The sequence below is a fragment of the Roseateles sp. GW821-FHT09G03 genome, assembly GCF_059416045.1.
Genome location: NZ_JBWKOK010000005.1, coordinates 488,421 through 495,730, shown reverse-complemented (window position 1 = coordinate 495,730; position 7,310 = coordinate 488,421). Strand labels below are relative to the sequence as shown.

The 7,310-nt window shown below is 74.7% G+C and carries 3 protein-coding genes; all 3 read right to left on the bottom strand.

What is annotated here, in order from left to right:
* The coding region (locus AC07OZ_RS20840) for an eCIS core domain-containing protein (protein WP_495468984.1) at positions 1-3,487 on the bottom strand (3,487 nt) is incomplete at its 3' end.
* Positions 3,484-5,631: an ATP-binding protein gene (locus AC07OZ_RS20835; RefSeq protein WP_495468983.1), complete on the bottom strand. Its 2,148-nt coding sequence runs from the start codon at positions 5,629-5,631 to the stop codon at positions 3,484-3,486. The genes AC07OZ_RS20835 and AC07OZ_RS20840, both read right to left, overlap by 4 nt.
* Positions 5,628-7,307, bottom strand: coding sequence for a hypothetical protein (locus AC07OZ_RS20830; RefSeq protein WP_495468982.1), 1,680 nt, complete (start codon positions 7,305-7,307; stop codon positions 5,628-5,630). Before AC07OZ_RS20830 ends, AC07OZ_RS20835 begins: the two co-directional genes overlap by 4 nt.
* Positions 7,308-7,310: the final 3 nt, after the last annotated feature.

The following is a 7,310-nucleotide window of genomic DNA, read 5'->3' as shown; positions in this document are numbered from 1 at the left end:
CGCCAACGCCGGCCCGCGCGCCCATCTGCGCGGCGTAGCGCACGCCGCCGCCGGCCGCGCGGATCTCCGACGCCGCCGCGCGCCCGCCGAGCTGCCCCGCCTTGGCCATGCCCATCTGCATCAGCACGTTGCCGGCGTCGCTGACGTTCTCCGTCATCTGGTCGGCCTCGGACTGCAGCTCCGCCGCGGTCTGCGCGCAGGCCGCGTCGATGAGGTTCTTGATGAACACCAGCGCCTGCAGCACCAGCGCCACCTTGCCGACGGCGATGGTCCAGCCGCCGACGGTCGTGAGCACCGTGGTGCAGAACGCGATCACCGGACCGGTCACCGGCGCCGCCGTCCCGAAGGACAGGATGGTGATCGCCGTCATGATCGCGATGATCACGCCGGCCAGCGCGGTGATCGAGCCCAGCACGATCGTCAGGCCGGTGGCGATGTCGGCCGCCGACTTCAGCAGGTTGCCCAGCGGATCGCGCCGCCACTGCTCGGCGCTGAGCAGGTTGGCGCCGCCGGAGAGCATCATCCCCAGCCCGCTGACCACGCCCATCATCGGCCCGCGCGGGTCGATCAGGCCCAGCGCGAGATGGCCGAAGCCCGGCCACTGGATGTTGCCCACCGAGCCGAACAGGTTGCGGCCGGTCTGCCGCAGCGCCCAGCCCATGCGGTCGGTCGCGGTCATGGCGGCGAAGCCGCCCTCGGTCTGGCTCTCGATGTCCGCGATCTGCGCCGCGCGGCGCTCGTCGGCGGCCTGCTGCGCCTGCTGGCGGGCTTCCTCGTTGGGCGGCTCCACGCCGGTCAGCCAGGCGGGCAGGGCGCCGGATACCGCGCCGGCGGCGTCGACGCGCTCGCGCTCCGGCGCCGCGGGCGCGGCCGGTGCCGCGGCAGCAACCGCGCCGCCGTCGGCACCGCCCGAAGCATCGGACGCGCCGCCGGTCCCTTCGGCCGCTGTCGCGCCGCCATCACCACCATCGGCGGCGCCACCCGCATCACCTGCCGTGCCGGCATCGCCTTCTGTCGACAGCGCCTCCGCGCCGGCGCTCGCCTCGGCTTCCGGCGCTGCGCCGGTGTCCGCCGCGGCGCCATCGCCAGCGCCACCGGCGCCACCCGCACCACCGTCCGCGGCGCCGCCGTCGCCTGCTGCCGCCTGCGGCGGCGGCGAGGGGGGCGGAGGCGGTGTCTCCACCTCGCCGCTGTCCGCGGGCGTGCGCTGCACCAACTGGTCACCGCCGTCCACGGGCGCGGCATCCGCTGCTTCGACTTGCGCTCCCGCTCCCGTTTCAACGTCGGCGTCAGCTTCTGTTCCCGCTTCCATCGCTGCCTGCGCCTCGACCTCGGCCGCCTGCGCGGCATCGTCGGCGGCAACGGTCGGGTCCGAGGTCGCGCCGGTGCCTTCGCCCGCGGCCTCTTCGCCGAGGGCCTCTTCGCCGTAGAGCTCGATGACCTTCTCGCGGGTCCAGGGCTCGGGCGCGGGGACCGCCGCCATGCCGGAGGCATAGTCGCCCTGCACCGTCTCCAAGCGCGATTCCAGCTCGTTCGAGGTCTCGGCCAGCGCCGCTCCGCGGTCGTCGATCGCGGCGGCCTGGCCGGTGTGCTCGTCCGGCGCGCTGGCCAGCGCTTCCATCTCGCCGCGCGCCGCGCCTGTCTGCTCGCCCATCGTGCCGAGCTTGTCGCCGGTGGCCGCCAGCGTCTGGTCCATGCCCTCCAGCCGGCCCTGCGTGACCGCGTTCTGCTGCTGCGCCTGCGCGGCGTCCTGGCCCAAGGTCCCCGCCTTCGCGCGCGTCTGGGTGACCGCGTCGTCGGTCGTGCCGATGTCGCTGCCGGCCTGATTCATCGCGCCGCCCTGTTCGCGCGCGTTCGCCGCAGCCTCCGCATCGTCGGGCGTGTTGGCGGCGTTCTCCGCCGCCAGGCCGGAGGCCTCGGTCGCCATCGGTCCCGATTCCGCCTTGCCTTCGTCCGCCTTGGATTCGAAGTTCGGCGCCTCGGCCGCGACGGTCGCGGCCTTCTCCTCGGACACGCCCAGGCCCTGCCGTGCCTGTCCCAGCAACTCCTGCCGGAAGGCCAGATGCTCGCGCGACTTCGAGACGCCCATCTCGGCCTGCATCACGCCGCCGCGCACCAGCGCCAGGTTGCCGCGCAAGGTGGTGGCGTTGCGCCGTTCCTCGGTGGCGAAGGAGCGGATGCGGCCGCTCTGCTCGCGCAGGCTCTGCGCCTGTTCGGCGAGTCCGGCGACCTGCGCATCGGCGGCCGGGTCGGCGGGCAAGGCCCCGCCGCCCGCGTCGGTGGGCGCGCTGACCGCGGCCGGCGCGACCACGGGGGTCTCCGGCGCCGGCATGGCGATCCCCGTCGCCGTCCCGAAGGCGGACTGCGCCTGTCCGGCGCCGCCGTCCGCAAGCCCGCCCGCGGCACCCTTGCCGCCGCCTTTCCCTCCGGCCGCCGGCTGTCCGTCGGCCTGGACCAGCGGATCGGCCGGGGCGTCCGCTTCCTGCTCGGTCTGCGCGGCGGCTTCCTCGACCTTGGGCGCTTCCTGTGCCGGCCGGTCCACCGACGGCTTGGCCTGCGGCTCGAGCTTGCCGCGCTCCTGCGCCAGTTCGCCGCGGTCCACGCCGCCGGCCGCGCTGCGCGCCGAGTGCGCACGCGCCGCCGCGTCGCCCGTGGGCTGCTCGTCCTCGTGCCCCTCGCTGGCGGCGCTGATCTTGCCCTGCATGCGCGACAGCACGCCGCCGCCGTCCTCCGGATGGCGGTAGTCGGCGGGCGCCCGCTGCACGGCTTCCGGCCGGGCGCGGCCGCTGCCTTGCTGCATCACATGCGCCACCTCGTGCGCCATCAGCGGCAGGTCGTCCGCGCGCTGCTGCGGGCCCAGCCAGATGTGCTCGCCGTGGGTGAAGGCCTTGGCGTTCAGCGCCTTCGCCATGCCGTCGGCGGCGGGACCGGCGTGCACGCGCACGTCGCCGAGGTCCGCGCCCAGCGAGGACTCCAGCCGCGTGCGAACGCCCGCGTGCAGCGGGCTGCCCGCGTCGGGTGCCTGCGGGAGCGCCGCGGGCTCGTGCGCATCGGTCGCAGCGCTGCTGTCACCGGAACCGCTGCGCTGCACGAGCGCGTCGTCGAGCGGCGCCTCCGCTTCGGCGGCGCATTCGGCACAGAGCCGCTGCACGGCGGGTGTCTCGCCGGACGCGCCAGGAAGTCCGGGCACGGGAATTCCGGGCACCTTCAGCGGCTCGTTGCGCACCACGGCGTCGGCCAGGGCATCGGCCTCGCGCTCGAACGGGTCGTCCTGCCGCCCGACGGTGAGCTTGGGCTGGACGCCGCAGCCCGCGCCGGATGCGCCAGATGCGCCGTGGCGCGCGAGGAAGCGTGGCAGGCCGGCGACTGGCGACTCGCTGCTCGCGCCCTCCGCGCCCTCCGCGCAATGGCAGCTCGAGGCGCCGCGACGCCCGGCCGGCGTCGGGGCGGCGGTCGGGGTCCGGGCCTGCGGCGCGGCCGTGTTCATGGCCCCTCCGGCGAGGCCCCGTCGGACGCCAGCGCACGCAGCGCGGCGGGCAGCGGCTTGCCGAGCTTGCCGTACTCCGCCACCAGCGCCGGCAGCAGATCCGCCGCGGCGATCGGATCGCCATGCGTGCGCGCGGCGGCGGCCAGGACCACGTTGCGGACATGACCGCCGGCCAGCTCGCAACCGGCCGCCAGCTGGTTGACCGTGCCGCCGTCGAGCCGGTGCCCATCGCCGAGATGCGCCAGCCACAACGCGCGGCGTTCGGTGGGACCCGGCGGCGGGAACTCGACAATCACGTCCAGCCGCCGCGTGAAGGCCGAATCGAAGCGCGCGCGGCTGTTGCTGGTGAGGACCGCGATGCCCGCATAGGACTCGATCCGCGAGAGCAGGTAGTTGGTCTGCGCGTTGGCGAAGCGGTCGTTGGAGTCCTTCACGTCGGTGCGTTTGCCGAAGAGCGAATCGGCCTCGTCGAACATCAGCACCACCTCGGCGTGTTCGGCGCGGGCGAACAGCTGGGCGAGGTTCTTCTCGGTCTCGCCGATGTACTTGCTGGTCACCGAGGCCAGGTCGACGCGGTACAGCGGCAGGCCCAGCCGGGTCGCGAGCCAGCCGACCGCCAGCGACTTGCCGGTGCCCGACGGCCCGACGAACAGTCCCCGCACGCCGGTGCGGAAGCGCGCGCGCATCGCGGGACCGAGGCCGCGGGCGGCGGTGTCGCGCGCCAGGCAGCGGTCGGCGAAGGCGTCGAGCTCGGCGCGCAGCGGCGCGGGCAGGACCAGCGCCTCGTCCGGCACGGGGTCGTCGAGCAGCTCGGCCAGCGCGCCGAGATCGCCGGCGCTGCCGCTGCGCGCGGCTTGAACGACGTGGGCGGGGGTGACAGTCTCGGCGCCGGCGGACTGGGCCTCGAAGCGCGCCGCGCGGCCGAGCTCCGCAATGCGGCCCGCCGCATGGCAATGCCGCGTGCCCAGCGCCTGCGCGAAGCCGGCGTCGCCCAGCGCGTCGAGCCAGAGCGCGGTGCGTTCTTCCGCCGGCGGAATCGGCACGGACCAGCCGGGGGCGGTGTCGCCGTTGAACTCGATGCTGCCGTCCGGGCCGGCGGCGACCAGCAGCGGTCCGTGCCAGCCGGGGATCGCGGCCACGCGGCGGCGCTCGCCCGGGGCGAGCTCGAGGCAGACGACCGGGATCGCCGCGGCGAGCCAGAGCCAGGGCCCCAGGCCTTGAGGGACGTCGCCCTCGATGAACACGGCGCGGGCGCGCAGCTGACGGGCGACTTCGGCGGCGGCGGCCTGGGCTTCCTTCGGATGGCCGCTGCGCACCACGAGCACCGCGGCGGCGCCCCGGCCCAGCGCCTGCGCGCGTGAGCGGGCGGCGTCCTGCAGGCTGGGCGGCAGCGGCGTGTCGTTCACGCGTCCCATGCGAAGCCCCGGCCATTGCAGCGCCGGCGGATCCGGCAGCGCGAAGACGATGGGCTGCGGCACCGTGAGCGTGGCCTCGGGCAGGGCGCGGTGATCGTCGTCGATGTGCAGCAGGCCGCAGCGCCGCGCCGCGCCCGTGGCCAGCGCGGACAGGGCCGAGGCGTCGCCGAGCGCGCCGGCCACCTGCGCCGCCAGGCCCACCGTGGGCCGGGCGCCGCCGACCGGCGCCTGCAGCCAGGCGAGGACGCGCGCGGCTATCGCGTCCGTCTCCGCGGCGCAAGCGATGGCGACGGCCACTTCTTCAGCCAGCGTCAGCTGCAAGGTGGCGGAGAGCGCGACCAGCCGGCGGTCGCCCGGTGGCGGCGAGGCGCGCCAATGCGACAGCCAAATGGCGACATCCAGGCGATCGATGTCGACCCGTGCGGCGCACGCAGCCAGCCAGGCGGCCTCGGCGCTTGCGGCGTTTGATCCGCTTGATCCGCTTGATCCGCCCGATCCGCCCGATCCGCCTGAGCCGGAGGCTCGCATCGCCGGTGTCTCCTCGGGCGTCGGCGCCAGCAGTGCGAAGGCGAGTTCGGCGATCGTGGCGATCGCTGCGGTCGCTGCCGGAGACTTGGCATCGGCATCGGCATCGGCATCGGCATCGGCATCGACATCGACATCGACATCGGCATCGGCATCGACGTCCTCCGCCGGTGGATGCGGATCCGGGCGCATCGCCGCGTTCATGCCGGATCCTCCCCGTAGTGGAAGGCGACGACCCGTCCGAACCACGGCACCCAGCCGGGATCGAGGTCGAGTCCCAGCCGGCGCAGCCGCAGGTCGCATTGATCGAGCGTGAAGTGCAGGTCCACGTGCGTGGCCGTCGCGCACACGTGGCCGCGGCGGCGCACCAGTCGCACCAGCCCGATCCGCCCGGCGCGATGCAGCCAGCGGCGGGCGCCGATCAGCAGTGCGGCCGCCTCGGCGTCCGCAGCGGCCTCTGCGGTCGACCTTGCCTGCGCAGGTACGGACGCAGGCGCAGGCGCAGGCACACGCGTCCGGGCTTCCGCGCCCATCGTCGCGTCGAGTCCGTCGAACCGGTCGAACCGGTCGAGCCCGTCGGGCGTCGCGAGCCGCCACATCGGATCGTCCCGTGGTGCGTGGGAGTGCTTCAGCGCCAAGCGGAGCACTGCCGCCACGAGGCGGCAGGCCGCTGCGTCATCCGTCGCGCGTTGCGGCACGCCGAGTCTCGCCAGCACGGGCAGCAGGAAGAGCAGCCCGCCGCAGCGCGTCGGCTGCAGCCACGGCCAGGCGTCCGATCGCAACGGAGTCCGTGCATCACGTGTGTCGTCCGACTCACCCCCGTTTCGCGAAGGCGAGCGGGGAGACCCACGATGGCGAGCATCGTTCGGAGTCGATCCCGACTTGTCCGGCGCCGTCGATCGCGGCGCGGGATCGGGCCGGTCGACGGAGCCGTCCCGGCACGCCGCGCCGTCATCGCGGAGGTCGAGGGCGGGGAGGCGCTGATTCCAGAGCGCCCCTGCGGCTGTCGGGCCGGGCGGAAGATCGGTGCCCGACGTCCGGGACGTCGCGTCGCGACCGAGGGTCGCGAGCGGTGGCGCTCCGGCGGCCTCCAGCAGAAGGCGCAGCCAGCGCGGCATGAGCGCCTCGTCGTCGACGCCCATTGCCATGGATGGCGCTGAGGACGTCGAGGCGGCGTTCGATGAATTCTCGGGCGATCCCACTGCGCCTGCCGCGTCATCCGACGGTCTTCGCGCAAAGCGGGACGACCCATCGGCAGGCGCATGACCTGACCCTCGCGCCAGACCCACGAGGTCCAGCAGCCGATCGGCCACGTCCTCGTCGAAGCACACGGCGACGCGCGCGGCGCCGACGCCACGAACGAGCGCCGCCGTCCACTGCGGCAGCGCGACGCGGCCCTCGGGCGTGTGCGCGATCGCGAAGGCGATCCGCGCGAGGTTGCGGCGCGCCGGCAGCGCCGCGTCGAACTCGGGCACCGCGAGCGGCCAGTACCACGCGTCGGCGCGCCGCCCCCGCAGCAACTGCGCCGCCAACTGGATGCGTGCCTCCAGCACGCCGGAGAAGACGACGCAGCCCGCGTGGTCCGCGGCGCCATCGTCACCGTCCGTCATGGCTTGTCCTGAGGCATCGCCCGACGCCGCCACCCAGTGCCGCGAGACCGCGGCCGCCTTCTCCTCGATCAATCTCGACAGCGCCTGCGAATTGGCGCCCGCCGTCACACGCCCCAGCGCCAGCTTCCTCACGACGATCAACCGACCGCCGTCGTCCCCCAGGCTCGCGCAGCGCAAGGCATCCTCCAGCGTCGGCAGGATCCGGCGTACCGCCGCCTCTCCCGGCGCGCGCAGCCGCAGACGGCGGACGGTGCGTTCAGGCGCGGCCATGCG